This window comes from Streptomyces sp. NPDC046197 (assembly GCF_040646295.1).
In the GTDB taxonomy this organism is placed as follows: Bacteria; Actinomycetota; Actinomycetes; order Streptomycetales; family Streptomycetaceae; genus Streptomyces.
This window is the reverse complement of sequence record NZ_JBEYZY010000021.1, coordinates 123,677-149,267: the sequence shown is the minus strand read 5'-3', so window position 1 is coordinate 149,267 and position 25,591 is coordinate 123,677. Positions and strand designations below refer to the sequence as shown.

The window sequence follows — 25,591 nt, the reverse complement described above, 5'->3', positions numbered from 1 at the left end:
GGGGGGGGGGGGCGGGGGGGGGGCGGCGGCGCCCCCCGCCCCCCCCCCCCCGCCGTGTCGGGCGCGGGTCGGTGAAGGACCGTCAGGAATGCGGCCAGGCAGCTGAGCTCCGCGTGAAGCCCCCCAGGACCGAGAGCGTGCCGTACCGGCCCACGCCATACTTGCTCCGTGGAGCTCAGCGCGAAATTGCAGATGAAACCAGGCCAGAGCATGGCAGTCCTGGCCGGGACGGATGACGTGCCTTCGATCGCGGCGGACGGCGTGACGCCGGCCGGAACGCCGGAGGAAGCGGACGTGATCGTGGTGTTCGTCCGTACCAGGGCAGACCTGGACACCCTCGCGGTCGCCGCCGTCGAGGGCGCCCGACGCGACAAGCTGGTCTGGATCGCGTACCCGAAGGGCGGCAAGCTCGGTACCGACCTCAACCGCGACAGCCTCCGCGAAGCCCTCGCCGAACGTGGCGTCCAGCCGGTCCGGCAGATCGCCATCGACGAGGTCTGGTCGGCGCTGCGGTTCCGCCCCGCCTGAACCACGCGCGCATACGCAGAGCGCCCCGGCGCAATGCCGGGGCGCCCCCTCCGCGGCGGCCGCTCTCCAACACCACGGTGGTGCCCGGCTGATTCGGGCACCAGCAGGGTGACACGCGAGGCGGCCGGAGCCGATGGGAGCCACCCATGACGTCAGGCTCTCGTAAGACCCGCACCACACCGAGAAGCGCACCGGCGGTCGGCCCCCGCCCCTCCGCGGACCGGCCTCCACTCGTCAGGCAACTCGGCGACGACTGGCCGCCGGTCGTCAGGCAACTCGGCGACGACTGGCCGCCGGGCAGACCGGGCATCCTTCTGGTCGATGCGCGGGACACCACGACGGAGGGGAAGCATGGCCGCGGCTCCTGAAGGGGAGGCGCTCGCCGCCCTGTGCACAGTCCTCGGGCCGCACCATCCGGAAACGCTGGCCGCGATCGCCGACAGCCGGGCGCGGCAGGGCCCTGGCGGGTGGTGGCCGCCGCCGCTCACGCGGGCCGGCGCACGGCGGCGGCCCGGCGCTATGGCCTTCGCCGCCGACAGTCCCCGACGATCTTGCATGCGAAGGTGTTCGCGCCCGGGCTGTTTGTGCCGCACCGGCGAGACAAGGACCTGAACAGGCAATTTGGCCCCCGCGTGGCCCGCCGCCCCGGGACCGGCGGGCCGACGCCTCGAAAGGCGCCATCGCGAGGTATCCGGAACCTACGCTTCCGGAAGTCGAAACGGAAGCCCCTTTTCCTCTTGAATCTCGTCGTGCACAAAAGCACCCTGAACCACACGAGCCACAAGGGAGCACAGCATGAGCCGGGCCACCGCCACCCACCGCGTCGTCGAGTACTGGACCGATCGGGACGCCCACGTGATCTTCCCCATCGAGCGAAACGAAGAAGTCGACCGGATGAGCGACGAGCAGCTGATCTCGAAGTACGGAGACCCCCAGGACGGGGCAGTCGTGCGCATCGTCCATTAGGTCACTTGGGTCACTCCACCGCCGGCCACACCTCAGGCCCGCCACCGTGCCACTCGATCAGCGGCGACATGGCCACGTCCAGCTCGTCCACGTCCTCCAGGCCGGCGCGTTGCAGGTACACGGTCAGCTCATGGAGCGAGTACGCGGTACCGAGGACCTCGTCTCCCACGAGCACCTGTCGGCCGCCGTTCGGAAGCGGCGCAGACACGATCACACGCTGCTCAGCCATGCGCCAAGCCTCGCCCGCGAGTCGACTCCGCGCACCTGGAAGACGGCTGATAGGGGGAGATCCGCCGACGGGCGGTCTGGGGCAGGATTGAGCCGTGCCAACCGAATCACACGAAATTGAGCTGAGCGAACACGAACTCCGACAGATCGCGGGCTACGCGGCCGACTGCGCGTGCAGGACGCTGTCGCTCTTCGAACAGAGTCTTCCCGCTGACACGCGCCCCCGCGACGCCATAGATGCGGCCTACGCCTTCGCCAAGGGCGGCCGGCGCACGGGCGCTCTGCGGCAGAGCGGGTGGGCGGCGTACAGAGCGGCACGCGAGGCCGTCCCACCCGCTGCGGTCGACGCGGCAAGAGCGGCAAGCCACGCAGCCGCCGCAGCGTTCCTTCATCCCAAGGCAAGCGCTCATCAGGTGAAACACATTCTCGGCGCGGCAGCGCATGCGGCACGAGCGGAAGAGCTGGCCGCCGGAGAAGACCGGCGCGTCACCGCGGGCACCCTTGAATGGGCGCGTCATCACGCACCAGCAGCGGTCACCGCGGTGCTCGGCCGTCTGCCCGCCGCACCTCCCGGAGGCGGGCGTGTGGGGGAGTTCATTCGCGATCTCGACGCCGCTCTGCGCGCTTGAGGGCGATCGGACACCGGAGGCCCGCAGAAGGATCCGCCGGCGGGGTTCATGGAAGATCCGAAGACGTCGTACAGCACGCGTCGGGTACCCGCGGCCCACGGATCGGCGTCCGACCCCGAGGGCACGCCCCAATGGAGCAGCGTGGCGGCACCCTCTTGCAGGTGGGCGTGTACAGGGGGGAAGGATCAATACGCTTACCTCCACGGTGAGTTCGAACCCGGCTCGTCCTGGCGCTGCGTCATGTCCCCTCGGGTGTGCGCGAATCGCGGCACGAAGCTCGCCTCAGCAGGCTCGCTGGTGCAGCCTTGTCCCTGGCACGGTTTGCGGCGGACACCGGATGCGGAGGACATGAAGAATGCGGGGAAGGCGGCGAGTCTGGGGAATGCCCGCGATGCGGGGAATGCTCGCGATGCGGGGAAGGGGGCAGGACCGGAACGCGCGGGGGACGCGGAGACCCGCGGCGCTGGGGGCGGTCGCGCTCGCGGCCGCCGGCGCGCTGACGATGTCGGGGACGTGCAGCTCCGCGGCGCAGGACCGGACAGCCGCGGCGCCGGCCGGCCGGAGCGGAGGACTCTCCGGAGCCGCGGCGTGCCCCGGCCTCGGGGGCTTCACCTGCGCCACGTTGACCGTTCCACTCGATCACGGTGGTGGGGTGCCGGGCCGACTGGGACTGAAGGTCGCGATGGCGGACAATGTGAGGGCGGCCAAGGGCGTACTGGTCTTTCTCACGGGCGGTCCCGGACAGCCAGGCGTACCGTTCGTGGCACGGCTGAGCCAGAAACTGGCGCCGGTGCTCAAGGACTACCGCCTTGTGATGATCGACCAGCGCGGCACCGGTGCGAACGCGCTCAAGTGCCCGAAGCTCCAGGAAGAGATGGGGTCGTCCGACCTCACTCCGCCCAGCGCCAAGGCGGTGACGGACTGCGCCGCGGCCATCGGTCCCGACCGCCGCTTCTACAGCACGGGTGACACGGTCGCCGACCTGGAGACGCTGCGGCGGGCGCTGGGCGTTGGGAAAATGACCCTCGACGGTGTCTCGTACGGCACGTACACGGCCGAACGGTACGCGCTGGCCCACCCGCAGCACGTGGCGCGGCTGGTGCTGGACTCGGTGGTGCCGCAGACCGGTTACGACCCGATGGACCGCGCCGCTCTGCGCGCGGCGCCGCGCGTCCTGACGGCAGCCTGCAGGGCCACCGGATGCCGCACGGACCCGGCGGCGGATCTGGCCGAGGTGGTCAAGAGGTACGACAACGGCGTCGACGTGCTGGACGCACTGACGACCTGGGAGTTCGTGGACCCCGACTACGCTGCGGTGATCGACGCCCTGCACAAGGCGGCGAACGGCGACCCCGGACCACTGCGGAGCCTGATCACGAGTGTGCGGCAGGGAAGCGCGGCGACCGCGGAGGAGCTGAGTCAGGGTCTGCACGCCTCCACGCTGTGCCTGGACGGCCGCTATCCCTGGGGCCGGTCGAACGCGCCGGTGGCCGGGCGCCGGGAGGCGCTGGAAAAGGCGGGGGCGCAGCTCACACCCGCTGACTACGGTCCCTTCGACGCGGCCACGGCGACCGGCCTCGGCTCGCTGCTCGCCTGCCTCGACTGGCCGCGCACACCCGCGCCGCCCCTGCCGTCCGAGCACCGCAGGCTTCCGGGCGTGCCGGTCCTGCTGCTCGGCGGGGACCGGGACCTGTCGACGCCACTGGAATGGCTGTACGACCAGAAGAAGCTGACGCCGCGAGCACGGGTCGTCGTGGTGCCGGGCGCCGCCCACTCGGTACAGAACAGGGCAGCCGGCGACAAGGGCCGCCAGGCGGTGTTCGACTTCCTGCTGGGGCGGCACTGACGAGAAAGCGGGGCGGCGTGCCGCATCGCTGCTCCGCCAGTGTCCGAGCGCGCGCAAGCAGGGGCCGATGACGTCCAGGCCGGTGTGCGGGACACGCCGCCCGCCGACGCCCCCCACCCGCTGGAAGGTTCCCGGCGCATCTGGCGGCACCACATCACACCGTGACAGCCGTTTCGCCCGCTACTTGAGGCCGCTGAGCATGACGCCGCGGATGTAGTACTTCTGCAGCAGCAGAAAGAGGGTCAGGACCGGCAGGATGCTCAGGACGAGTCCGGCCATGACGATGGGCATCGTGCGGGTCGGGTCGACGTAGTCCTGAAGGAGCTGGATGCCGACGGGCAGGGTCATCACGTCCGGGTTGGCGGTCGAGACGAGCAGCGCCCAGATGTACTCGTTCCAGGCGTCGACGAAGGTCAGCAGCCCGAGGGTCACCATGACCGGCTTGGTCTGCGGCACCACGATCCGCCACCACACGGCGAACTCCCCGGCCCCGTCGATACGCGCGGCCTCGAGGACCTCGTCAGGGATCGAGACCATGAACTGGCGCATCAGGAAGATGCCGAAGCCGTTGACGAGGAACGGCATGGCGAGCGCCACGATGCTGACGGTCAGCCCCGCGCCGCCGCGCCCGAACAGGTCGTTGCCGCCCGCCAGCGGCCAGTGCACCAGGATCAGGAAGTGCGGGATGAAGAAGAGGAACGGGGGGAACATCATCGTCGACAGCACGAGACGGAAGACGAAGTTCCGGCCGGGGAAGCGGAGTTTGGCCAGCGCGTAGCCGGCGAGTGACGACGTGAGCAGCACCGATCCGGTGATCACGGCGGTGGCGACGACGCTGTTGCGGAACAGCACCGGCAGATCGAGCTGGTCGATCGCCGCCCGGTAGTTGGACAGGTCGAACGCCTTGGGCAGGAACCGGTACGGCAGCGTGCCGGACTCGCCGGGCCCCTTGAAGGACGTCATCACCATGTCGAGGAACGGCACGACCGTGAGCACCGCGCCGGACACGACCAGCAGATACGACAGCCACGGGAAACGGCGGCGGATCATGTGTCCTCCCCCTTGCGCCGGAAGATCCACAACTGCACCAGGGTGACCATCAGGACCACCACGAACAGCACGAAGGCGGCGGCGCTCGCAGTGCCCCAGTCGCCGTGACTGAAGGCCTGCCGGTACATCTCCAGCGCGGCCACGTTGGTCGCGTCGCCCGGCCCGCCCCTGGTCATCACGATGATCAGCGCGAACGACTGCAGACCGGTGAGGAACTGGGTGATGCACACGAACAGCAGGGACGGCCGCAGCAGCGGCAGCGTGATCTTCCAAAAGACGGTGACGGGCCCGGCGCCGTCGAGCGCGGCGGCCTCGTAGTACGACTGGGGAATGGACTTCAGCCCGGCGGTCAGGACGAGGATCGCCGTGCCGACCGAGGCCCAGGCCTGCACGACCACGACCGAGGGCAGCGCGGTGTCCGGGTCCTCCAGGAACGCCACCGAGCCGAGTCCGAGGGCGTTGAGGACGCCGTTGAGCAGCCCGCCCGGCTCGTACATGTACTTCCATACGTTGCCGACGGCGACGACGGTCGTGACGATCGGCAGGAAGTACAGGGTGCGCCACAGCCCCTGGAACCGCAGGTTGTCGATGCAGGTGGCGACGAGCACGGAGCCGGCGAGCGCGAGGGCCACGGTGCCCAGCGCGAACAGCAGCGTGTTGGTGAGGATCGGCGCCAGGAACGTCGATCCGTCCGCGAACAGGCCGGTGAAGTTGTCCAGGCCGACCGGATCGATGTCGCCGAGGTCGAACCCGGCCCAGCGGGACATCGACAGCAGCAGCGCGAAGCCGAGCGGCAGAACCAGGAAGACCGCGAAGAACAGCAACGTCGGCGCCAGGAAGAGATACGCCACGAAGGCCTGGCGGCGCCGGGTCCGGTTCCCGGTCCGGCCGCGGCCCTCGACGGCGGGCCCGGCGGACCGCGGACCGGGCGCCCGCTCGCTCGTCTCCGGGGCCAGGGTGTTCACCACGAGCGCGACACCTCCTGATCGACCTGACGGCGGGTGGTACGCAGTGCTTCGTCGGCCGACTGCTGACCGGTCCACAACGCCTCGATGTTCTTGCGCAGCAGCGACTTGGCCTGCTGCGCGCCCGGCACGTTGGGCTCCGGCACCGCGTAGGCCAGCGCGTCCAGGAACGGGCGCAGGTTCGGATCGCCGCCGTCGCCCAGAAGCGTCCGCATGTCGTCGGCGCGGCCGGTCAGGGAGCCGACCGACACCTGCAGGGAGCTCATCCGGGTCGCTGCCGCACCCTTTCCGGCGTTCTTCACGCTCACCTTCTCGGTGTTGAGCCAGCGCAGGAACTCCCAGGCCTCGCGCGGGTGCTCACTGGCCGTGTTGACGCCCAGCATGAAGCCGGTGGAGAGCGTGGCGCGCTTGCCGCCCGCCACGGGGACGGGCAGTGGCGCGACGCCGACATCGCGGTAGTCCCTGCCCATCAGGGCCTTGAGGTTCGCGGTCCACCAGCCCGCGCTGACCACCATGGCCACCTGCCCGGACGGGAAGGCCCGGTAGACGTTGACGCCGGGGGCGCTCGCACCTTTGACGACGAGACGGTGTTCCAGATCGAACACGGCCCGGCCGGCCGGTGAGTCGATGGCGGTGCTCCTGCCGTCCGCGGAGACGAACGCTCCGCCGGCGGCATAGAGCAGGGCGAGCGTCTGGCCGACGGTGGTGGAGTCGTCGTAGGCCGACAGCCCGAACCCCTGGACCAGCGTGTTGCCGTACCGGTCCCGCCTGGCGGTGCGGTAGGCGGTCTCCTCCAGCTCCCGCCAGGTGCGGGGAGGGCGGCCGATGCCGGCCTCGCGCAGCAGCCGCTTGTTGTAGTAAAGGGCGTACGTCTGCACCTCGGTGGGATAGCCGTAGACCCTGCCTCCCACCGACGCGGCGCCGACCGCAGCCTCGCGGTAGCCGCGTCTGATCTCCTCGGCGTGCTCGGACGGGGCGGGCCGCAGGACGCCGGCCCGGACGAGCTGGCCGTTCCACAGGCAGTACGGGTGGAGGATGTCGGCGCCCTGGCCCGCGGCCTGCCGGACCATGAACGTGGTCAGCAGGTCCGTGAACTCGACGGCCTTCGTTCGCACCTTGACCCGGTCGTGCGTGGCGTTCCACTCGTCGACCGGGCCCTGCAGGGCCTCCCTGAGCTCCCCGCTCGAGTAGTGGGAGAGCAGGGTGAGGACGATCGGATCCCCGGGCCGCCCGGTGCCCTGGTGCGGCGCGGCGCATCCGGTGGCGAGCAGCGCCGAGGGAAGCCCGAGTGCGAAGTGACGGCGGCTCAGGCCGCCGGTGTGGGGGGCCGACTGACGGTCGCTCGGGCCGTCGGCGCGGCGTGACGGCGTCACCGGGCGGTCTCCCGGCGCATCACGCGGAACACCCGGGTCGTGGTGAAACCGGCCTTGCGGTAGAGGTGGCCCGCCGGGGACTGCTCGCCGGTCCACAGGAACCACGCGGAGTGCGCACGACGGGCCCGCATCCGTTCCAGGACAAGGTGGAGGAGGACCTCGCCGAGTCCGGTGCCGCGCATCTCCTCCAGCACACCGATCGGGCCGAACCGCTCGTCCACCGACTCGAACGCGCCGTGCATCGCCCAGCCGGCCATGCGGCCCGAGGGGTCCCGGACGACGACGATCCGGTCGAGCGGTGTGCCCGCGGCCAGACAGTCCCGGATCGTGCGGGCCCAGTCCGGGCCGAAATGGTTCCCGGCGAGCGCGAAAAGGTCCACCAGGTCGTCGTCGGACGGGGTGGCGAACCGGTAGCCCCGCGCCGTCAGTTCGTCCAAGCGGCGCGCGACGTTCCCCGGGAGGCGGTAGCCGACCAGGCGGCGGTCCATCGCCGCCGCCTCGTACAGGGTGCGAAAGCCGAGCGACTCAAGGAGCCCGGCTGCCTCCGGGTACGCCTCGGCATCCAGGCCGGGGAAGACGTAGTTGGGGGTGTACGAGGAGAAGTCCACCCGGGTGCGGCCGCGGCCGTGCAGCCAGTCGAGGGCGTCGGTCAGCAGCCGGCGGCCGAGGCCGCGCCCGCGGGCGGCCGGGTCGACGAAGAAGAACGGGATCCAGCCCTGCTCCGGCTCCAGGTCGGTGCCGGTCATCGGCGTCAGACGGCGTACGGCGTAGGCGGCGCCGACGACACGGTCACCGTCGACGGCTACCCGAAGCCCCTCCGGGTCGAAGTTGGCGTCGAGCAGCACCAGACAGCGGAAACGGTCCGGGGTGATGGGGTCGGCCGGCGCGCTCCGGCGCCAGGCCTCCACCAACTGCGGGCCGTCGCCCGCGCGAAAGCCACGAATCCCGGCCCGGGATGTCGTCGTCGTACGATCGGTCATCGACGGGGTTGTCCTTCCGTGCGCAGGCGCAGGTCGCGGACCCTGACGGTCTCGTTGGTGGTCTCCGAGGGGGACACCCCGATGTACCCGTCGCCGTCGCCGACCGGCCCGGCCGCGGCCGGCGCCTCGTGGGAGTCCTCGAACGCCGCAGCGGGTCGTCCGATCCGGTGCGGCCCCCGCTTCCGGGCGGCCCCGTGGGCGACACCGGTGGCCGGGGCGGCCCGGTCGGCGGATGCACAACAGGTTTTGTGCGGACGGCTGTTGCGTCTGCAGGGGCGTCCGCTCCTCGCCGGGGCAGAGCGGCAGGTCGCAGCGGCGGGGGAGGGGGCCTCAGGGGTAGAGCAGCACGTCGTCGCCCGCCCACCGGCCGGGCGGTGCCGGCGGATCGCACAGCGGCAGCGGGTCGTCGCCCGCGTCGACGGTGCGCCGCAACCGGTCGGAACCCCACAGCAGGTCGATGAAGTAACGGTGGCCGGTCCCCTCGGCGCCGCCGTCCGCGGTGTGCCAGGCGAAGTCGTCCGGGTACAGCAGCCGCAGCGTGGCGAGCATCGCGACGGCGGTACGTACGGGAGCGAACGCCGTGCGGTCGGTGATGTGGAGCTGGACACCGCGCAGCGGCCGTCCGGCGTGTTTGTGGAAGGTCGGTACGTACCGCAGATCACGGAAGTGCACTCCGGGGAGGGCGAGTTCATCGAGCGAGGGCCCTAACCGCGCGTCGATGTAGGGGGCCCCGACGATCTCGAAGGGTTGCGTGGTGCCACGGCCCTCCGAGAGATTCGTCCCCTCGAACAGGCAGGTGCCGGGGTAGACGGTGGCGGTGGCGGGCGTCGGGATGTTCGGCGAGGGCGCGACCCACGGCAGACCGGTGGCCGCCGCGTCCATGGCGCGCTGCCAGCCGGAAGCCTCGATCACCGTCAAGTCAGCGGCAGTGCCCGTCATTTGGGGCACGGCCGAGGCGTTGAGGTGCCGGGCGAGTTCGCCGCAGGTGAGGCCGTGCCGGACGGGTATCGGGGCGCGCCCGACGAAGCTGGCCCACGCCGGGTCGAGCAGCGGGCCCTCGCTGACGAGTCCACCGAGGGGATTCGGCCGGTCGGCGACCACGAACCGTACGCCCGTACGGGCCGCCGAGACCATGAGGTCGAACATGGTCCACACGTAGGTGTAGAACCTGGCCCCGATGTCCTGCAGGTCGTACACCAGTGCGTCGATGCCGCTGTCGAGCAGCAGTTTGTCCAGGCGCTCGCCGCTGCACCGGTATGTGTCGTGGACCGGCAGGCCGGTGGTGGGGTCCGTCCGAGCGGCCTCGCCCTCGCCGGCCTGGCCGGTCCCGTGCAGACCGTGCTCGGGACCGAACAGGGCGACCAGCCGCGCGCCGGCCTCGAGCAGTGCGGGCGCGGCCGGGCGCAGGTCGGGGAGAACGCCGGTCTGGTTCGTCACCAGCCCGAGCCGGCCGGGCCCGGCAAGTCCGGGCGACGCGTGCAGTCGCGCGATCCCGGTCGTCACCGCGCCGCGGCCGTCCGTGCTCATCCTTTGCCCCCGTCTGCCGGTGACATCTCCAATGCCCCCGTCTGCCGGTGACATCTCGAAGCGGTGGTCCGAAATTTACTTGCATATCCTGGAATGTTGCAATGACGCACCGGCGGTTCGTGCCGAAGACGCTGACGGGATGTCTTCGTCCGCTTGCTCGGTCACCCGGGCCTCATGGTCCAGTGCCATACCGGGAGACCAGCCTGCCGATGTCGGCGGCTTCCCGGTTGCGGGCTGCGGCGACGGAGGTGAGCGCGGCGGCGTTCCTGCCCATGGCGGTCCGCTGGTAGGCCGACTCCACGGCAAACCAGACGCCCACCAGATCCGTGCGCTGCTTGCACACGACATCGGCTTCCGCCTGGTCGATCTCGGCCCGGCTGGGGACCGGCTCGGTGAGGGAGGGGAGCTTGTCGGCGGGGTGGAGGGGATCGCTCACCCGGAACCCGCGCGTGGCCATGCAGGCGGACCACCGCGCGAACACCGTGGTGACGCGCCGGTCGGCCATGGACGCCGCAAAGGTCTCCTGCTTGATCCGCGCCACCAGGCCGCCGGGCCCGGCACCGGCCCCTGCGGACTGGACGTGTCACCGCGGATCAGGCGGTGTGCCTCGCCCGCACACCCGCCCGCCGGCACGGCCGCGCCGCCGACCGGAGTGGGGGAGCCGGGAACCGCTGCCGTACCAAGAAGGACCCGCCGGGCCGCGGGCGGAAGAGCCGCGGGGTTGGCGGCGAACTGCGGTGCTGCCGGTCCGGGGCCGCGAGGATCGCGTGGAAGGTGGTATCCCCAGACGCGTACGCTCGCCGGATCGGTCACTCCGTAGTGCCGGTACATCACTGTGCGGGAGGCGACGGCCACACTGTCCGGGCGGGGGAGCTTCGCCACCGGGCCGGTGCTCCGTACCCGCCGGGGCCTGGTGCACTCACCCCGGCCGAACGCCTCGAGGGTCCCGACACCACCGTGTTCCACGACATGCGCAAACTGCCCACCCTCCTTGCCGAATTGACCAGTCCCCGGCAGGCGTCACTTGGACAGTGGCGGCTGCCGGGGACGGGCCTCGGTCGTGCGTGGGGGCGCCGGGCGGGTCAGTAGGCGGAGTTCACCTTGTCGATGGAGCCGTACCGGTGGGCGGCGTAGTTGGCGGCCGCGGTGATGTTCGCCACCGGGTCGGTGATGCTGTTGGCCGTGCCGGGCACGTGGTAGGCGTTGAAGGTGGGGTCGATGACCTGGAGGAGACCCTTGGAAGGGGTGCCCTTCTGGGCGTTGACGTCCCAGTTGTTCTGGGCGGTGGGGTTGCCGCCGGACTCGCGCATGATGTTGCGGCGCAGGCCCTCGTAGCTGCCGGGTATGCCCTTGGCCTTCATGATGGCCAGGGACTGCTTGATCCACCCGTCGAGGCTGCCCGCATTGCCGTTCGCGCGCTTGGAGGCGGTGGGGGTGCCGTGGGCGGCGGCCGTGACCACGGAGGCCTTCACCTGCGTCGCTTCGGCGGCCTGTGCGGGCGTCGTCATCAGGGAGAGGGCGGCGGCTGCGGCACCGGTGGTGGCGATGCCGGTGAGGGTCAGGGTGCGCAGGCGGCGGGTGCGGCTGGTGAGCGTGGTCATGGTCATGCGGAAGTAATTCTCCAGTGGGTGACGTCATCGGATGCCGGCCGCGTCCGTCGCGGTGGCGTCAGGGGCTGGCCCTGTGCTGCTGGCCGGAGTGGGTGGACCGGCGGGATCCGTGCGGTCCGACCCGTGCCTCGCAGCAACGACAGCCATGGTTAGCGGCGGGCAGGGCGGGGCGCAATGATGTGACGTACTACCCGACTACGGAGAAATGTCGGAAAATGCCCATTCAGGGGTTTTCCGTGCTGTTCGGGGCGATCTGGTCCTACGATCCGTGGTAGGAGGTGATCTGGCTCCTATGGGTGGCATCACACTCCCGGGCCCTCCAGCGGCCTCTGTTCACCCGGGACCGGCCCCTCGAAGCAGCCTCTTGAGACGGCAGCGCACGAGACCGTCACCAAGAGGACTGAAGACCGAAGCCCACGACAGAACCGGCTCCCGCGCACGGCTCAGTAGCGGTCGAGGATCAGCTGGGTCTTGTCGCCGTGGTCCGGCCAGCCGTGCGCCTCGGCGACCGCTGTGGCGTCGCCGTGCAGTTCGGCGGCGTCGGCATGGTCGTCGGTCTTGAACGACAACTCGACGACGTACTCGGTGCCGGTTCCGTTCGCGCCCACGACGGGGAGGACCTCGATGCTCGTGTCGTCGGAGGACTCCCAGGCGCCCGACCAGACGTGTGAGGTCACCGGGCCGTGGACGCGTGAGGCCTTGAGGGTGTCCGATCCCCAGTTGTTGTGGAGCCAGTCGTCGAGCTTGCCGGGGGTGTCGTTGACCAGCCAGGTGCGGGCGGTGCTGCTGGACGGCACGGAGGTGCCCAAGTAGCCGCTCGCGCTGTGGCTCTTTTCGTCGGTGAAGCTGAGGGTCTGCTTGGTGTGGCCCCAGTCCACCTCGGCGTCGTGGTTGGTGTCGCCGCTGTCGAAGCCCTCGGCGCTGGCCTGGTCCAGGGCGGCGTCGATGTCGCCGTCGACCACGGGGAACCGTGTGCCCGTGTCGCCGCAGCCGGCCACCCGCGCTCAGCCGCCGGACGCCTGCCTGGCCAAGACCGGTTCAGCCGCGCATGGCGAGGACTATGACTGTTCGTCAACTCCGCGTCACCTGTTCAGCGGGTCCCCGCAAGTCCCCCTTGTCGTCACGGACATGTGCGCTCAGGAAACTCGCCGTTCGTACCTCACGCGAGGAAACGCACGGACCAGGAGGAATGAATGTCTCGACCGAGAATCGCAACCGCCGCAGCCACCGCCGTGGTGCTGTCGCTGGCCGGCAGCGGGTTGGCGGGTGCCTCGGAGACGACCCACCACGGTGGAAGACCGGTGCTCACGGCACGCCCCGACACCTACGCTGCCCACGCGGGCCGGACCCTGACGGTGTGCGGGCACGGCTTCCTGCGCAACGACGGGGGAATGCCGGCCACTCTCGTCTCGCACACCACCACGGCACACGGCTCCCTGGCGGTGCGTCAGGACGGTTCGTTCAGCTACACGCCGGACGCGGGTTTCAAGGGCACCGACACCTTCACCTACACGGTCAGCGACGCGGTCCGCCTGTACCAGACGCATCTTCCGCCGCTCGCCACGATCGGCGGGGTGAAGGTCTCCGGCGGCGCCTTCGGTTCGTCGCTCTATCCGGTGCCCGGCTCGAAGAACGAGTTCTACGGGATAACCGACCGCGGCCCCAACGTGGACACCCCTGACGGGAAGAAGGCTCTGCCGCTTCCGGACTTCGACCCGACGATCGCCAAGGTCCGCCTGGTCGGCACCAAGGCGGAGGTCCTGAAGACGATTCCGCTGCGCGCCGCCGACGGCACCCCCTACAACGGGCACGTCAGCACCCAGGCGAACACCGGGGAGTCCCTGATCGACCTCGCCGGCAATGCGCTGCCCGCGTCCCCCTACGGCTACGACCCCGAGGGTTTGGTCGCACTGCCCGACGGGACCTTCTGGGTGTCCGACGAGTACGGGCCGTACATCACGCACTTCTCCAGCGACGGCCGGGCGATCGAGCGACTGTCGCCCTTCGACGGCTCGCTGCCGGCCGAACTGGCCCACCGCGTACCGAACAAGGGCATGGAGGGGCTCACCATCACCCCCGACGGCAGCACGCTGGTAGGCGTGATGCAGTCCGCACTGCAGCAGCCCGACCTGCCCGCCGGTGTCAAGACCAAGAACATCACCGCACTGCGCATCGTGACGTACAACCTGCACACCCACGCGAAGCACGAGTACGTCTACCTTCTCGACGACCCCAAGAAGAACGGCGGTGCGGTCAGCGAGATCACCGCGCTCGGCAACACGACCTTCCTGGTCGACGAGCGGGACGGCAGCATGGAGCCGAGAGCGTACAAGAAGCTGTTCAAGATCGACATCAGTGGCGCCACCGACGTGGGCCCCTCGGCCGACGTGCCGGGGAGCGTGTACGACGGGGCCAAGGGCGGGCTGCTCATCGGTGCCGACCGCCGGACGATCGATGGGTACGTCGGCCAGGACGACACCGCTACGGCCACCGCCGCCCTGAAGGCGGCCGGCGTCACCCCGGTCACCAAGAGCACCTACCTGGACCTGGGCGCCCTGGTCACCGGTCTTGACCCGAGCGGCGGCTTCTTCGGCCACGACAAGATCGAGGGCGTCGCCACCACCGACGGCGGCCGCACCGTCGTCGTCAGCAACGACAGCGACTTCGGCGTCGACGGCGTCTCCAACGACGCGGCGCCGTACACCCTGCACGTCAAGACCCTGCCCGACGGCCGGCAGGACGACGGTGAGTACCTGGCCGTCGACACCACCAAGCTGCCCGCCGCGACCAGCACGGCCACGGTCACCATCACGGTACGGTGACGACGCCGCACAGGGGCTGCGGCGGGTCTGCCTGCGGCAGGTGACGGGCTCGCCCGGTGGCCGGGCGGCCGGTGCCTTGACCGAGGGCCGAAGGCCGGGCGGGCGGCGGCGGGGGCGTCAGTGGGCGCGGGAGGCGCCGTCGAGCAGCCGGCGCCCCCGCTGCAGCAGCTCCGCGACCTCCGCGTCTGCCCGGCCGATGTGGCCGGACCGCCGTACGGTGAGCTCCGCCCGCGCCCGCAGCCGTTCATCCGGGTCTCCCAGCAGCCTTACCGCCGTTCGCAGCCGTACGATCCCGCCGTGCGCGTCCAGCAGCCGGTACGCCGAGGCGCGCACCCACCGGGGTCGCTCCGTGCCGAGCCGCCCCGCCAACCAGGCCTCGGGCAGCAGGGCGGCGGAGGGCAGCAGAGTGAGAGTGGCCTCGGCCACGACTCCTGGTGCCGGATCGTCGAGCAGCCGACGCATCCGGGTCACGTCCGTCGCGTCCAGCGTCCGCAGCCCGGCCACCGACCGCGCCCGCACCCCTGGCGCCGGGTGGTCCAGCAACGGCCACAGCAGGGCGGCGTCCGCACGCTGCCCGCACTCCGCGAGCCCGATGGCGGCGCCAGGAGGAAGCCCCGCGTCACTCGGGTCGGCGCACCGCTCCCGGTACCAGGCGAGTGGATCGCCCCCGTACTGCCGTACGACATACCGCGCACAGGCTCGCACCAGCGCCGACCGGTCCGCCAGGAACCCCATGGCCTGCTCCGGCCGCCCCAGCCGCCGGAGCGCCGTGACTCCGGCAGAGCGGGCACGGGGACTGCGAGCGGCCAGCAGGGGCCCGACTACGTCTTCGGTGTTCTCCTGGACATTTCCCTTCGACACGGCGCCCAACGCGGCCTCGGCGCACAGGCTCTGGACGACGGTGTCGTGGTCGTGGGCGGCGACGCGGGCCAGTTCGGCGGGGGAGAGGAGCCCCTCTCCAATGGCGAGGCGATGCGCGAAACGGCGTACGGCGCGGTCGTCGTGGGTGAGCAGCGGAGCGAACCGTTCCTTGGGTGCCCGGCACAGCAGGTCGCTCACGAGTGTGACGGCGAAGTCGCCCCGGTAGCGGTGGCCGACACGCAGCACCAGCGCGGTGAGCCGGGCGGCGCTGTGCGCGTCCAGCGCCTGCGCCAGTCGCCTGCGGGCCCGTTCCCGCACCGGCTCCGCCCAGTCCGCGCACCGCACGACGACCAGCGGCAACAGCTGCGGATGCCCGGCGACCTGCCCCAGAGCCCGGTGCCGGATCCTGCCGTCCCGGTGGCACAGGGCGAGCGCGAGCTGGGACTCGGTGAGTCGTTCGGCGCCGCGCAGAACGGCGGTCAGCCGGCGCCCGCTCCCGGTGCCCTCCCAGGCTGGAAGGACCTCCGGCGCGTAGTACCACTCCTGCGCGCGCACTCCCTCGTCCAACGCCAGCCAGGTGGCCGGATCTCCCGTGTCGACGACGTCCTCCAGCGCCGCACCCTCGGCCAGCCGTCGCGCGGCCACCACCCCGCACCTGACGTCCTCGCGCACTGCCCCGCCCCCTCCGACGTGCCGTTCCGGGTGATCGTAGGGTGATGAGGGGCAGCCGGTCGCCTGTATTACGGCGCTCGCGGGCCGATCCGCGGGCCGCCCCGTCGCAGGTAGCCAGGTGGCCTGGGGCTGCAAAGAGAGGGTGGCCGAAGACAGGGTGGCCACAGAGAGGGTGGCGCGCTCGAAGGGGGCGAAGGTGGACAGCCCACGGGTGGCTTTCCGCTTGGGCAGGGGCGTAACGGGGTTTCGCGACTCGAGTGACCCACCCCTGCCGTCCACCGATCCCAAGGTGTGCCGCACCGCTTGGCACGCCGCGGCTCGGGCTGCGTACGGACGGGTCGAGGGCTTCGCGGAGCGGGAGTACCCGCAGAACTTCCACAGCGCCACGATCAGCGCTCGGGACGGCTCGCATGTCGCGCTGTTCCACGCCTGACACCCGCTGGTCGCCTTCGTCAGCGACCGGCGCCACTGGTACACCGACGAATTCCGGGAACCCCCCCGCCTGGGCCACCGTCCTCGGCGAGGTCGGCTTTGCCGTCCTGAGTGCGGCACGGCTCCGGTCACCGCTGGCGGAGTCGGACACCTCTGCCCTGTCCGCTGCGGAGTTGCGTCAGATCAAGCACTGGCGGCCGAAGACTCTTGGCGCAACGCGGGGCGGATCGGCATCGTGGCAGCGTAACGCCGAGACCTGCGGACAGGCGTCAAACTCTTGCGGTACCACGCTGGTTGTAGGGGCCGGGTGACAACCAGGAGTGGCTGCAGGGTGGTTGACGAGCTGGGCGGCTGTCACCGGACGGAGCGGAAGCGGCAGCGGCGGGAACATTCGGGCGGGCTGCCTCGTTGCCCCTGGGCCCGCTCACATCGCCATCCTGGGAGCATCGTGTCCGAAACCCAGTCCGCCCCCTCCACCGTTCTCCCCTTACTCCCGGCCCTGAGCACACAGGCCGAGCGACTGATCGAGCTGGGGGTGCACGAGATCGCCGGGTTGTCCGCCGCCGAGCTGCGTACCTTCGCCGCGGCCGCCGGGGCCCCTGCGGGACGCGACAGCGCCCTGCTCGCCGTTCACCCGGACCGAGCCCCCGCCTCCGCTCTCGCGCCGCTGCTCTGCCGCGAAGGCAAGCCGGGCTTCGTCGTCACCGACATGCCCGACGTCGATCTCTTCGCCCCGCTCGACACCATCGCACTGCCGGACGCCCCGCTCTACGTCCTCACCGGCCTCGACCGCGGCGACCGCATGGCCAACCGGAGCCCGAACGAGGCGCTGCCTGCCCTCACGGCCGAGGCCCGCACCCCGTTGCTGCTCGCCGAGGGCATCCACTGGGTGATGCAGCAACCCGCTGCCCTTGAGCGCAACCACTGTTTCATGACCATCGGCTCGCGGCTGCGCAAGGCCAACGGCGCGCTGGACGCCCGCACTCCGGCGATCTGGATCAGCAACGGCACCGGGCGGGACGGCCGTGAGCGCCGCAACGCCCCCAAGGTGGGCTGGTGCTGGGCGGGCAACCGGCACACCTGGCTGGGCTTCGCCTCCGCAACGGGCCGCCGGGTCCAGGACTTGTAAGGAGTCGTGATCACAGGCGGGGCGGAGGCTGCTCGGCGGAAGCTTCTGCGGTCGCCGCCCCGCAGGAGCCGACGGGTTCGCCCCCGCTCGCTGTCCGGCGCCGGTGCAGTCGAGCCCCGTACACATGTTTTGGACGATATGCGCGTTACGCCGTTCTTGGCTCACGTCGAATCAGCTCGCCCCGGCGCGGTCGGGTCCGGAGCGTGGAACGCGCGACACGGTGATGTGGCCTCCGCGTCACCGACCGACCGACCGTTGGCAGGCGGGGAGACCGGCAGCGTCAGAGGCTGCGGTCGAAGCCCTGCGGGGCAAGACGGAGGCTCCGTGGCCTCGCAGCCGCACTGGTGAGACCGTCACGTCGGCGCCTTCGGTGAGACCACCGAGAGCTCCGACGGTTCCTGCAAGAAAGACGCCTGGGTGCGCGTCAAATGGCGCGGCGCGTGGAGCAGCTGGGAGCGCAACGCCACGCGGGCACGAGTCAGCGTGGGTTCGGGCCTCCAGGCCGCTCAGCACAAGGGCTGTGCGACTTGCAAGGTGTACACAACGTACCCCTGACAAAAGCGCGTTCGGCCGCGGTGTTGCGGGACGGCCCGCCGTGGGCGCGTGTCCTGCAAGCGGGTGAGGCGCCGGGCCCTGTCCGGGGGACAGGGCCCGACGCACGCTTTTAACGCGCTGACCTGCACTGACCGAGCCGCCGGGTGAGCCTGTCGAGGCCAGGTCGCACAGCCCTGACGGTATGACAGGCGGCGTGGCCGGATTGTGGCACAGGCCTGCTCTCGAGTCGCCACGTCCTCTACACGCAACCTTCACACAAGGCTACGCTCCCTGCGCACCGGTCGGTGATCGGCATATTGGCCACGCATTGGCATGTACCCGTCACACACACCCGTCACTCAGATCCCATGGAAGTCGAAAGGAGTGTCTTCGCATGACACGATCCAAGTGGGCTTCTCGCGGTCGGCGCCGCCTCCGGGGCGGCCTCGCCACGGCGGGCATCGCCGCCGTTCTCCTCACCGCGGCGATGCCTGCGACCTCGGCCTCGGCCGCCCCGCACGCCATCCCCGGGTCCGTGATGATCGAGAGCGGCACGTTCCACGGCTACGTGCTGTGCGCCAGCCCGAGGGACCAGTCGGTGTGGCTCGAGCCGATCAACACCGGCAACGCGTACTGCTCGTGGATGATGCTCGGACCCGCCTCGCAGTTCACGTTATTCAACGTGGCCAAGGGGCAGGTGATGGCCTACACCGGTGGCAACGAAGGCGCTGTGGTGATGGAGGCCCCGGGGACCTCGCCTCTGGGTGCGAACGGTGAGCTGTGGTCGTGGGGAGGCCAGGAGGACTGGGGAGCCTCCGCGCTGCAGTCCTTCTGGGACAGCGGGCAGAACGTGGACGCCAAGTCCCCGAACGGGGACTCCCCCCGCACCGACCCGGTCCACACCCGCGGCTGGCGCCATGGCCACCAGCGTGAACTGACCTGGAACGCGATCACCGCGGGCTGACCTCCGTCAGGTCCACAAGGGTTCGAGCCGGGCGCGTCGCGCTCGGCTCGAACTGCGGTCCGGCCACGGTGACGGCCACCGGCGGGTCGGTGCCGGTCTGCTCGTCGGCTTGCCCACCGTGGCGGCATCCAGCCCGCTCGTACACCTGTCGATACGCCATCGGACCGATAAGGGGCCGACCTCGGCAGCGTTAGGCCCCCTGATCTCGAAAGTACGCGGGCGCCGTCGCCCATCCACGCCGCCGATGGCTGAGCGGCGCGAAACGGGCGGGCCGGCCGGGCCAGTCCCGGTCGGCCCGCCCGTCTCTGGTGCCGCAGGGCGCTTTCGTGGCGTCGGTCGTGGTATGTGGCCCCGCGGTGAGGGCCGCCGCCCCCTCAGCGATGGGCCGCCTTCGTCCGGTCCAGCGCCGCCACACCCACTGCGGCGAGGGCGATCTGGATGAGCCACTCGATCCAGTCGACACCCTTGGTGTCGGCGACGCCGAGTGCGGAGGCGATCGCGGCGCCGACCAGCGCGGCCACGATGCCGATGAGGATCGTCCACAGGATGCCGATGTGCTGGCGACCGGGAACGACGAGCCGTCCCAGAACTCCGATGATGATGCCGATGACTATGGCGCTGATGATGCCCGTGATCTCCATTTCCGCCCCTCTTCGCCGTGTCCCCGCGCTCTTCGTGTGCCCGCTGGATCCGTACGCACGCCGCCGCGTCATTGCCGGGACTTTCTGTTCACCGTCCAGTCACGCCATGTACCTTTCAACCACTCGACGCGTGTAGAACCCTCAACCCAGCTCTACGCGTGCAGACTTGGCGCCCGCACCGCCCCTTCACCCCACTCGGAGGTTCGCCGGATGCCCGGACCCAGAAGATCCCGCCGCAGACTCACCACTGACCTGGCCGGCCTCGGGCTGCTCGTCACGTCAGCCGCCCTTCAGGTCTCCACCAGCGCCGCACCGGCCCACGCGGCCGCCACCACCCACCGCGTCCTGTTCGACAACGCCCACGCCGAGACGGCCGGCAACGCCGACTGGATCATCTCCACCAGCCAGCCCGACCCGCTCGGCCAGAACCCCTCCCCGTCCGCCGAGACGGACTGGACCGGTGCCCTGTCCTCCTGGGGCGTCGCCCTGCAGAAGACCGGCGGCTACAGCCTGAAGACGCTGCCCTCGGGCTCCAGCCTCAGCTACGGCGGCTCGTCGTCGACCGACCTGTCGAATTTCGACACACTGGTCCTGCCGGAGCCGAACACGCTGTTCACGTCGGCCGAGAAGACCGCCATCATGAACTTCGTCAAGAACGGCGGCGGCCTGTTCATGATCTCCGACCACACGGGTTCGGACCGCAACAACGACGGTGCGGACTCGGTGCAGATCCTGAACGACCTGATGAGCAACAACAGCGTCGACTCCACCGACCCGTTCGGCTTCTCCATCGACTCACTGAACATCGCCTCCGGCTACCCGGCCGCGATCAGTGACAGCGCCGACCCGGTGCTGCACGGCTCCTTCGGCACGGTCACCAAGAGCCTGTTCGCCAACGGCACCACGGCCACGCTCAAGCCGTCCGACAACTCCGCCGTCAAGGGCCTGGTGTACCGCAGCGGTTACTCCGGCAACACCGGCGCCTTCTTCGTCACCAGCACCTTCGGCAGCGGCCGCGTCGCCTTCTGGGGCGACAGCTCGCCCATCGACGACGGCACCGGCCAGTCCGGCAACACGCTCTACGACGGCTGGAACGACCCCGGCGCCACCAACGCCGCCCTCGCCCTCAACGCCACCGCCTGGCTGGCCGGTTCGGGCAGCAGCGGCGGTGGCGGAGGCTCCGGCGGCTGCACCGCGGCCCAGCTCCTCGGCAACAGCGGCTTCGAGTCGGGCAACACCACGTGGAGCGCGTCCAGCGGTGTCATCACCAACGACTCCGGCGAGGCCGCCCGCACCGGGACCTACAAGGCCTGGCTGGACGGCTACGGTTCCGCCCACACCGACACCCTCGCGCAGTCCGTGACCATCCCGTCCGGGTGCACGACGGCCACACTGAGCTTCTACCTCCACGTGGACACGGCCGAGACGACCACCACGACGCCGTACGACACCCTGAAGGCGCAGGTGGTCAACAGCAGCGGAACGGTGCTGTCGACCCTGGCGACCTACTCCAACCTGAACGCCGGGACCGGCTACACCCGGCGCAGCTTCAACCTGGCCGGCTACGCGGGCCAGACGGTGACGGTCAAGTTCACCGGTACCGAGGGCTCCACCCTCCAGACGTCGTTCGTCATCGACGACACGGCGCTCGACGTGGCGTGAGGTCCGCGGGGTGGTGGGTCCTGCCGTACCCACCACCCCCACCGGTCAGCCCGCCGGAATCGTCCGCTCCGGCGTGTTCCATCCGGAGATCCGCAGCCGGGGCGCGGACCCGTGCAGATCCGCCGTCCGGTAGGTGGCGGTCAGGGTCACCGACTCGCCCGGCCAGAGGCTCACCTGGTTGTCCGACCACTGCACCGGCAGCACAGGCCTGCCCTGGGCGTCGACCAGGTGGACGTCCGTCAGCAGGGACGGCACCTTCCCGGTTCCGGTGTTGCGTACGGTCACCGTCGTGGTCGACGTGCCCTCCGACGAGTACGTCGATGCCGTCGCCGACACCGGCACCTGCGCCATCGAACTCAGCCCCTTGAGGTCGGCATAGCTCGTCGTCGGCGTGTAGTACCAGTCGGTGCCGGCCCAGTCGAGCGTGTCGGGCCGGGTGGACAGCCAGTAGACGTTGCGGCTGACCTCCTTGCCGGAGGAGTCGGTCAGCGTCAGCCGCAGCAGGTACGTCGTCGACAGGCCGCCCACCGACGAGGGCAGCGTGAGGGCGGTGCTGTGCGCGCCGTCACCGCCGACGCGCACGCCGGTGACGGTCCGGTCGTACTTCTGGGTGCCGTCGGGGTTGAACAGCGTGGCCCGGACGGTGAGTCCGGAGGCGGACGCGTGGCGGTTGGCGACCACGACCACCGAACGGTCGTCGTACGAGTACTGCACATGCAGCGGTTCGTTCGCCTTCTTCGCCCCGAAGTAGGCACCGCCCTGGTCGAGGTAGCGGTCCGTCAGCTGCCAGTGCAGCGAGGTCCAGCCGCTGTTGAACATCCAGTAGACGACCCCGGTGGCGGGCTTGGCGGAGTCGGTGGCGTTGCGCTGGTAGGCCTCGTACTGGGCGCGGACGTTCTCGTACTGGGCGAGCTGCGCCTTGCGCACGTAGTCGGTGACGCCGGTCGGGGCGCCGTAGCGGCCGGTGAGGGCGTTGTCGTAGATCTTGAGTGTGCCGAAGGTCGGGGACGGCGAGCGGTGGTACTGCTTGGCGCCCGGGTTCTTCCACAGTGTGTCGAGCTCGGCCGGGCTCATCATGCGGCGCAGCGTGTCCAGCGTGGGGATGTCGGGGCCCGCGCCGGTCTCGGAGTTGAAGCCGGTGGCGCCGCCCTCGCGCTTGGCGTACCAGTAGTTCGGCGGGATCCAGTCGTAGGGGCCGGTCATCTTCATTCCCGAACTGCCCAGCTGTGGCGAGGACTTGTCCGAGGCGGCGGAGACCACGGGTGTCGGCCAGTCGGCGGCCTTCAGGGCGTCGAGGTAGTTCTTCTCGATGGTGGCGTCGGGGGCGAAGTCACTGCCGATCAGGAAGGAGATCACGCTCGGGTGGTCCCGCAGCCGGGCGGCCTCGGCGGCCATCGAGGCCTTGGCCACCGGGTAGTCGGCGGAGGTCCACTTGTCGCCGGTCTCGCTTCCGTTGACGTTGCCCTCCCACTTGTCGCAGCACTCCCAGCCCGGCAGCGTCAGGATGCCGTAGCGGTCGGCGCGTTCGAAGAACTCGTCCGGTTCGAGGTGCCCCTCCAGGCGGATGGTGTTCAGGCCGAGGTCGCGGGCGTACTTCAGCCGGTCCTCGACGTACGTCTGGTCCCAGCGCAGGAACTCGTCCGGCGACCAGCCGCCGCCCTTGATCAGCATCCTGCGGCCGTTGACGCTGTACTGCCGGGCTCCGTCCGCGTTCAGAGGCGCCCTGACGTCGCGGATCCCGAAGGTCTCGCGGGCGCTGTCCGACGGGGCGCCGCCGACGGACGCGGTGAGGTCCAGGGTGTACAGGGGCTGTCCGCCCATGCCGGCCGGCCACCACACCTGTGGATCGGTCAGGTGCAGGCCGGGGACGTCGGCCGGGAAGAAGGTGACGCTCCTCGTCTCGTGCGCGGCGAGCGTGACGGTCTTCTCGAAGGTCGTCGTCCCCACGCTTCCCGAGACCGTGGCCGTCACCGGCTCGCCGGAGTCGTTGCGGGCCTGTGCCTTGACCGTCAGGTCCGCCGAGGCCAGGGACGGGACGTCCAGCCGGGTCACCACGTGTGCGTCGCGCAGGGCGACCGGGCCGCCGCGGCGCACCAGTACGTCACGGACGATGCCCATGTTCCGGTCCGGCGGCGGCTGGAGCCAGTCGATCCAGCCCATGGTGAGGTTCTTGTTCGGTTCGTTGGGCTGGATGCGGAAGGCGACGGTGTTCGTGCCGGACCGCACGAGCGAGGTGACGTCCAGCTCGTGCCGCGTATAGGCGCCCGTGACGTCGTTCGCCGTGGCGACCCGCTTGCCGTTGACGTAGACGTCGGCCGCCGACATCACGCCGCTGAAGTCCAGGTAGGTGCGCTCATCGGTGTCGGCGACGGTGAAGTCGGCGCGGTACCACCAGGGGACCTGGAAGTCGGCCCTCGGGATGTTCTGCTGGTTGGTCGAGTAGAACGGGTCGGCGTACACCCCGTTCGCCAGCAGCGCGGCGAGGACGGTGGACCGCGGGCCGGCCGGGAACCAGCCGGTGGCCGGGTAGCCGGGGGAGGAGACGGTGGCCGCCGGGTCGGAGACCTCGGCGCTCGACCGGATCGTGTAGCCGGAGAGCGCGGTCGTGCTGCCGGGTACCGAGGAAACCCTGGTGACGTGCGGGTGCGGGTGCGGGGCGGTGGCGCGGCCGGGTGGACCGGAAGCCCGGGTCATGGTCCAGGCGCCGGTCGAGAGCGGACCGAGCAGGCCGAGGGCGACGGCGGCCGTGGCAAGACGGCGTCCGGCGGCGGGGCCGGGTCCGGTGGCGGGGCGGTGGAACACGGTGGTCTCCAGCCTCTTCGTAAAGTTAGGAAACTTTACTAACCTGGGCCACGCTAGGGCGCCGGTTGGGCCCTGTCAATCACCGTTGCCGCCGGGCGAGTTGGTCAGGACGCGGCGGACCGGCGCTCGAACACCACGTCCCGCGCGGTGCCCAGGGCCGTGGCGACCGCGCCCAGCAGCACCGCGTCCTCGCCCAGCCGGCTGGGCACGACCTTCGGCCGCAGCGGCGTGAGCGCGCGCAGGTTCTCCCGGACCGGACGCAGCAGCAGGTCGACGCTGTGCCCGAGGCCGCCGCCGAGCACCACGAGATCCGGATCCAGCACGGCCGCGGCCGCCGCCACCGTGTGGGCTATCCGCTCGCCCTCCAGCCGGACCGCCTGGACCGCGGCGGTGTTCCCCTGGCGGGCCGCGTCGAACACGGCCTTCGCCGTCAGCTGCCCGTTCATGCCGAACCTGCGGGCCGCCTCGACCACGGCCACGCCCGACACGGCGTCCTCCAGCCGCTCCGGTTTCCGCTGTCCCGGCCACGGCAGGAACCCGATCTCGCCGGCCAGCCCGTGGGCCCCCGTGAACAACCGTCCCTCGCTGACGACCCCCATGCCGAGCCCGGTGCCGATCAGGATGTACGCGAACAGCCGGCTGCCGGCGCCGACTCCGTACGTGTACTCGCCGAGCGCCGCGAGATTGGCGTCGTTGTGCACCTCCAACGGAACGCCCAGCTCCGTGCGCATCCGGTCGAACAGCCCGGCGCGCCCCCAGCCCGGCAGGTGCATCGCGTAGCGCACCCGGCGCTGCCTCTCGTCGTAGACGCCGGGTGTGCCCACCACCGCGTGCACCACCTCGTCCGGGTCCACGCCGGATCCCGCGACCACCCGCTGGGCGGTCGTGACCACCAGTTCGGCCATCGCGCCCGAGCTGCGGGCCGTGTTGCGCACGTCGGAGCGGGCGACGACGGTGCCGTCCAGATCGGCGACCGCCACGCGCAGCCAGCTGCGGCCGACGTCGATGCCGAGGGCGTAGCCGGCCCCGGGGTCGGGGGCGTACAGGACGGCGGTGCGGCCCCGTTCGGGCGCGTGGGTGCCCACCTCGTGGACGAGTCCCGCCGCTTCGAGGGAGGCGAGTGCGCTGGAGACCGTCGGCTTGGACAGGCCGGTCTCCCGGGCCAGCTGGGCGCGCGAGGCGGCACCTGCGGCACGCAGCCGGTCCAGCAGCAGCCGCTCGTTCGTACTGCGCAGCCGACGGCGGTTCCAGGGCAGTTCCGGCTGGTCTGTGGCGTCGCTGGCGGGCATCGCACCATTCTCACGCATTCGGGGAGGCCTCTTGACGCATCAAGTAAGGCTCCTTAACTTTATCGGCCAGTCAGCCTCGCC

23 protein-coding genes are annotated in these 25,591 nt (G+C 70.7%); 10 read left to right on the top strand and 13 right to left on the bottom strand.

The genetic code is table 11. The annotated features are described in order from the left end of the window. The first annotated feature begins 237 nt into the window (after positions 1-237). The 3 genes from AB0A61_RS27240 (at position 238) to AB0A61_RS27230 (ending at position 1,494) form a co-directional block, all read left to right on the top strand. Positions 238-528, top strand: coding sequence for a hypothetical protein (locus AB0A61_RS27240; protein WP_361297455.1), 291 nt, complete (start codon positions 238-240; stop codon positions 526-528). 146 nt (positions 529-674) lie between these two features. Continuing rightward, positions 675-896, top strand: a complete 222-nt coding sequence (locus tag AB0A61_RS27235; protein WP_361297453.1) for a hypothetical protein — start codon at positions 675-677, stop codon at positions 894-896. Positions 897-1,323: 427 nt separating this feature from the next. Then, the gene (locus tag AB0A61_RS27230) at positions 1,324-1,494 is read left to right on the top strand and encodes a hypothetical protein (protein WP_361297450.1); all 171 of its coding nucleotides are present in this window, start codon (positions 1,324-1,326) and stop codon (positions 1,492-1,494) included. 10 nt (positions 1,495-1,504) lie between these two features. Here AB0A61_RS27230 and AB0A61_RS27225 read toward each other — a convergent pair whose 3' ends face one another. Continuing rightward, positions 1,505-1,723: a hypothetical protein gene (locus AB0A61_RS27225; RefSeq protein WP_361297447.1), complete on the bottom strand. Its 219-nt coding sequence runs from the start codon at positions 1,721-1,723 to the stop codon at positions 1,505-1,507. Between the two features lie 94 nt (positions 1,724-1,817). On the opposite strand from AB0A61_RS27225, the gene AB0A61_RS27220 reads away from it, so the two are divergent. Together AB0A61_RS27220 and AB0A61_RS27215 are read left to right on the top strand one after the other, a co-directional pair. Then, positions 1,818-2,351 carry a putative immunity protein gene (locus tag AB0A61_RS27220; RefSeq protein ID WP_361297444.1) on the top strand — a complete coding sequence of 178 codons (534 nt, stop codon included), beginning with the start codon at positions 1,818-1,820 and terminating at the stop codon, positions 2,349-2,351. Between the two features lie 682 nt (positions 2,352-3,033). Continuing rightward, a complete protein-coding gene (locus tag AB0A61_RS27215) occupies positions 3,034-4,197 on the top strand; it encodes an alpha/beta fold hydrolase (RefSeq protein ID WP_361297441.1) in 1,164 nt (387 codons plus the stop codon). Between the two features lie 180 nt (positions 4,198-4,377). On the opposite strand, the gene AB0A61_RS27210 is transcribed toward AB0A61_RS27215, so the two are convergent. The 8 genes from AB0A61_RS27210 to AB0A61_RS27175 form a co-directional block, all read right to left on the bottom strand. Continuing rightward, positions 4,378-5,247 carry a carbohydrate ABC transporter permease gene (locus tag AB0A61_RS27210; protein ID WP_361297438.1) on the bottom strand — a complete coding sequence of 290 codons (870 nt, stop codon included), beginning with the start codon at positions 5,245-5,247 and terminating at the stop codon, positions 4,378-4,380. Continuing rightward, complete coding sequence (locus tag AB0A61_RS27205) at positions 5,244-6,215, bottom strand: sugar ABC transporter permease (protein WP_361297435.1); 972 nt, start codon at positions 6,213-6,215, stop codon at positions 5,244-5,246. The genes AB0A61_RS27210 and AB0A61_RS27205 overlap by 4 nt, the downstream gene beginning before the upstream one ends. After that, entirely contained in the window at positions 6,209-7,585 is a 1,377-nt protein-coding gene (locus AB0A61_RS27200) for an ABC transporter substrate-binding protein (protein WP_361297432.1), read from the bottom strand. Before AB0A61_RS27200 ends, AB0A61_RS27205 begins: the two co-directional genes overlap by 7 nt. Continuing rightward, a complete protein-coding gene (locus tag AB0A61_RS27195; RefSeq protein WP_361297429.1) occupies positions 7,582-8,565 on the bottom strand; it encodes a GNAT family N-acetyltransferase in 984 nt (327 codons plus the stop codon). The genes AB0A61_RS27200 and AB0A61_RS27195 overlap by 4 nt, the downstream gene beginning before the upstream one ends. Before the next feature lie 330 nt (positions 8,566-8,895). Beyond that, positions 8,896-10,092 (bottom strand): DUF1343 domain-containing protein, encoded by a 1,197-nt coding sequence (locus tag AB0A61_RS27190; protein ID WP_361297426.1) that lies wholly within the window; start codon positions 10,090-10,092, stop codon positions 8,896-8,898. Between the two features lie 172 nt (positions 10,093-10,264). Then, positions 10,265-10,633: a hypothetical protein gene (locus AB0A61_RS27185; protein ID WP_361297423.1), complete on the bottom strand. Its 369-nt coding sequence runs from the start codon at positions 10,631-10,633 to the stop codon at positions 10,265-10,267. 541 nt (positions 10,634-11,174) lie between these two features. Further along, positions 11,175-11,699, bottom strand: a complete 525-nt coding sequence (locus tag AB0A61_RS27180) for a transglycosylase SLT domain-containing protein (protein ID WP_361297420.1) — start codon at positions 11,697-11,699, stop codon at positions 11,175-11,177. Between the two features lie 446 nt (positions 11,700-12,145). Further along, the gene (locus tag AB0A61_RS27175) at positions 12,146-12,664 is read right to left on the bottom strand and encodes a hypothetical protein (RefSeq protein ID WP_361297417.1); all 519 of its coding nucleotides are present in this window, start codon (positions 12,662-12,664) and stop codon (positions 12,146-12,148) included. Positions 12,665-12,895: 231 nt separating this feature from the next. Between AB0A61_RS27175 and AB0A61_RS27170 the strand changes: the two genes are divergently transcribed. After that, a complete protein-coding gene (locus AB0A61_RS27170) occupies positions 12,896-14,524 on the top strand; it encodes an esterase-like activity of phytase family protein (RefSeq protein ID WP_361297414.1) in 1,629 nt (542 codons plus the stop codon). Positions 14,525-14,641: 117 nt separating this feature from the next. Here the strand turns inward: AB0A61_RS27170 and AB0A61_RS27165 are convergent, their stop codons facing one another. Then, complete coding sequence (locus tag AB0A61_RS27165) at positions 14,642-16,057, bottom strand: hypothetical protein (protein WP_361297411.1); 1,416 nt, start codon at positions 16,055-16,057, stop codon at positions 14,642-14,644. A gap of 289 nt (positions 16,058-16,346) precedes the next feature. Here AB0A61_RS27165 and AB0A61_RS27160 point away from each other — a divergent pair, with 289 nt between their 5' ends. The 3 genes from AB0A61_RS27160 (at position 16,347) to AB0A61_RS27150 (ending at position 19,116) form a co-directional block, all read left to right on the top strand. Then, positions 16,347-16,490: a hypothetical protein gene (locus AB0A61_RS27160; protein ID WP_361297408.1), complete on the top strand. Its 144-nt coding sequence runs from the start codon at positions 16,347-16,349 to the stop codon at positions 16,488-16,490. A 447-nt stretch (positions 16,491-16,937) separates the two neighbouring features. Continuing rightward, complete coding sequence (locus AB0A61_RS27155; RefSeq protein WP_361297405.1) at positions 16,938-17,618, top strand: DUF5701 family protein; 681 nt, start codon at positions 16,938-16,940, stop codon at positions 17,616-17,618. Positions 17,619-18,546: 928 nt separating this feature from the next. Next, entirely contained in the window at positions 18,547-19,116 is a 570-nt protein-coding gene (locus AB0A61_RS27150; RefSeq protein ID WP_361297402.1) for a hypothetical protein, read from the top strand. Between the two features lie 374 nt (positions 19,117-19,490). Here AB0A61_RS27150 and AB0A61_RS27145 read toward each other — a convergent pair whose 3' ends face one another. After that, a complete protein-coding gene (locus AB0A61_RS27145) occupies positions 19,491-19,757 on the bottom strand; it encodes a GlsB/YeaQ/YmgE family stress response membrane protein (protein WP_361297399.1) in 267 nt (88 codons plus the stop codon). Between the two features lie 210 nt (positions 19,758-19,967). On the opposite strand from AB0A61_RS27145, the gene AB0A61_RS27140 reads away from it, so the two are divergent. Beyond that, positions 19,968-21,419, top strand: a complete 1,452-nt coding sequence (locus tag AB0A61_RS27140) for a hydrolase (RefSeq protein WP_361297396.1) — start codon at positions 19,968-19,970, stop codon at positions 21,417-21,419. A 45-nt stretch (positions 21,420-21,464) separates the two neighbouring features. On the opposite strand, the gene AB0A61_RS27135 is transcribed toward AB0A61_RS27140, so the two are convergent. Next, complete coding sequence (locus tag AB0A61_RS27135; protein ID WP_361297479.1) at positions 21,465-24,113, bottom strand: sugar-binding domain-containing protein; 2,649 nt, start codon at positions 24,111-24,113, stop codon at positions 21,465-21,467. Positions 24,114-24,325: 212 nt separating this feature from the next. Beyond that, positions 24,326-25,510 carry an ROK family transcriptional regulator gene (locus tag AB0A61_RS27130; protein ID WP_361297393.1) on the bottom strand — a complete coding sequence of 395 codons (1,185 nt, stop codon included), beginning with the start codon at positions 25,508-25,510 and terminating at the stop codon, positions 24,326-24,328. Positions 25,511-25,591 lie beyond the last annotated feature (81 nt).

Excerpts from the sequence above, each read along its gene's own strand:
- AB0A61_RS27135 (WP_361297479.1), bottom strand. The coding sequence starts at position 24,113 with ATGACCCGGGCTTCCGGTCCACCCGGCCGCGCCACCGCCCCGCACCCG.
- AB0A61_RS27225 (WP_361297447.1), bottom strand. The coding sequence starts at position 1,723 with ATGGCTGAGCAGCGTGTGATCGTGTCTGCGCCGCTTCCGAACGGCGGC.
- AB0A61_RS27150 (WP_361297402.1), top strand. The coding sequence starts at position 18,547 with ATGACACGATCCAAGTGGGCTTCTCGCGGTCGGCGCCGCCTCCGGGGC.
- AB0A61_RS27235 (WP_361297453.1), top strand. The coding sequence starts at position 675 with ATGACGTCAGGCTCTCGTAAGACCCGCACCACACCGAGAAGCGCACCG.
- AB0A61_RS27180 (WP_361297420.1), bottom strand. The coding sequence starts at position 11,699 with ATGACCATGACCACGCTCACCAGCCGCACCCGCCGCCTGCGCACCCTG.
- AB0A61_RS27130 (WP_361297393.1), bottom strand. The coding sequence starts at position 25,510 with ATGCCCGCCAGCGACGCCACAGACCAGCCGGAACTGCCCTGGAACCGC.
- AB0A61_RS27190 (WP_361297426.1), bottom strand. The coding sequence starts at position 10,092 with ATGAGCACGGACGGCCGCGGCGCGGTGACGACCGGGATCGCGCGACTG.
- AB0A61_RS27195 (WP_361297429.1), bottom strand. The coding sequence starts at position 8,565 with ATGACCGATCGTACGACGACGACATCCCGGGCCGGGATTCGTGGCTTT.
- AB0A61_RS27145 (WP_361297399.1), bottom strand. The coding sequence starts at position 19,757 with ATGGAGATCACGGGCATCATCAGCGCCATAGTCATCGGCATCATCATC.
- AB0A61_RS27230 (WP_361297450.1), top strand. The coding sequence starts at position 1,324 with ATGAGCCGGGCCACCGCCACCCACCGCGTCGTCGAGTACTGGACCGAT.
- AB0A61_RS27170 (WP_361297414.1), top strand. The coding sequence starts at position 12,896 with ATGTCTCGACCGAGAATCGCAACCGCCGCAGCCACCGCCGTGGTGCTG.
- AB0A61_RS27215 (WP_361297441.1), top strand. The coding sequence starts at position 3,034 with ATGGCGGACAATGTGAGGGCGGCCAAGGGCGTACTGGTCTTTCTCACG.
- AB0A61_RS27210 (WP_361297438.1), bottom strand. The coding sequence starts at position 5,247 with ATGATCCGCCGCCGTTTCCCGTGGCTGTCGTATCTGCTGGTCGTGTCC.
- AB0A61_RS27140 (WP_361297396.1), top strand. The coding sequence starts at position 19,968 with ATGCCCGGACCCAGAAGATCCCGCCGCAGACTCACCACTGACCTGGCC.